The sequence below is a fragment of the Mesorhizobium sp. M7D.F.Ca.US.004.03.1.1 genome (assembly GCF_003998635.1).
GTDB lineage: Bacteria > Pseudomonadota > Alphaproteobacteria > Rhizobiales > Rhizobiaceae > Mesorhizobium > Mesorhizobium loti.
In genome coordinates this window covers 1-1,667 of the sequence record NZ_RZQG01001144.1, presented here as the reverse complement: position 1 = coordinate 1,667, position 1,667 = coordinate 1, and the positions used below count along the sequence as shown (strand labels likewise).

At 64.3% G+C, this 1,667-nt stretch carries 1 protein-coding gene and 1 pseudogene; both read left to right on the top strand.

Annotation, left to right across the window (positions count from 1 at the left end; genetic code table 11):
• A pseudogene (locus tag EN935_RS34885) lies at positions 1–618 on the top strand (amidohydrolase); the annotation flags it as partial.
• A gap of 28 nt (positions 619–646) precedes the next feature.
• On the top strand, positions 647–1,579 hold the full coding sequence (locus EN935_RS34880) for a dimethylarginine dimethylaminohydrolase family protein (RefSeq protein WP_109662543.1): 933 nt from the start codon (positions 647–649) through the stop codon (positions 1,577–1,579).
• Positions 1,580–1,667: the final 88 nt, after the last annotated feature.

Below are 1,667 nucleotides of genomic sequence, written 5' to 3'. Positions count from 1 at the left end.
CGGCCGGGACTTGACAACCATGCCATGGCCGAAATCGCCTATGGAGCACTGTCGGCCGTCGGGCCGCCGCGCTGGGACGAGGACGCCAAGGCAGTCGCGCGCGAAATACAGGTCAATGCCGGGCGCATGGCGAGCGACGAGCCGTTCATCGAAGAGCTGGAGCGCCTGATCGAGCCGCAGGCGGCGGAAGCGATCCTGCGCCGCGATCTGCCGCCCTCGCAGGTCAATTCGACCTCCGACGATTACACCGACATGAGCTGGCATACGCCGACGGCGCGCTTCTATGTCGCCCGCCCGGCGCTGCGTTCGGAAACCGGCTACCCCTATCCGTCATGGGTAATGAATGCGTTGGGCGGTATTCCCGCCACCATCGACCCGATGGTGGCCTGCGCCTCCCGCACGATCGCACTCGCCGCCCTTCGCCTGCTGGAAGACCAGACCGCCCGCGATGCGGCGATAAATGAATTCGTCGCCCGCACCGGAGGCGGAATCGGCGGCTCGAACTGGATCGCGCCGCTCTGTGACTACGAGCCGCCGATCAATTTCCGCTGGCCTGAATATGTCACCACCCCGCGCGGACGCGATTGGTGGATACCGAGCATTCCCCAAGCCAAATGACCGCTGATCTGATCACGAGGAGAACCCCATGACCGTCCATGACCGCATAGTTGCAGAACCGTTTTCGCTGCAGCGCCGCAACCCGGCCGGCGGCACCAAGCCGCTGACCGCCTGGGGCTTCGCCAACGAGACCGACGTCCTGACCGACGTCCTGCTCGGCTCACCCAATTTCCTGCGCCATCTGTCGACCAGTTCGCTGTCGCGAAAGCATCTGCGCGAGGCGCCCTGCAACGTCCAGATCGCGCAGGCGCAGCACAAGGACCTCGTCGCCGCCTACGAGCATTTCGGCGTCAACATCCACTGGCACGAGCCGACACCGGAATTGCCGATGCAAGTCTATTCCCGCGATTCCAGCGTCATGACGCCCTACGGCGCCTTCATCACCGCAATGGCCAATTGGTGGCGGCGCGGCGAGAACTACGCCGCGATCCGCACCTATGAAAAACTCGGCATCCCGATCTACGACATGGTCACGGCGGGTACGTTCGAGGGCGGCGATTTCAACGTCATCGAGGACGGCGTCGTGCTGATCGGCTGCGGCGGCGCCCGCACGCAGGAAGAAGGCGCCCGCCAGGTGCAGGCCTGGTTCGACAAGGAAGGCTGGGAAACCCGCATCGCCTTCATCGACGAATACTATGTCCATATCGACCTGATGGTGGTGCCGATCGCCGAGAAACTGACCGCTGTCTGCCTCGCCTGCGCCGAACCCGGCATCGTCGACTGGCTGAAGGGCAAGGGCCACGAGATCATCGACGTGCCGTTCCAGGATACGATGGCCCTCGGCTGCAACTTCATGTCGCTGGGCAAGGACCGGGTGATCGCGCCGACCTCCAGCCAGACGCTGATCGGTCAGCTCAAAGCCCGCGGTTTCGAGGTCGCGGCCGTCGACATGAGCGAGATTTCGAAGACCGGCGGCGGCATCCACTGCATGGCGCAAGCATTGAAGCGCGAACCGGCCTGAGGCGGCAAAACTCGTGCGGCAGGTCCAGGCGGTGTTCCTGGCCCGCCTTCAGCAACAAACCCGTCGCTGTGTCTTCAGCGCCCTTGTG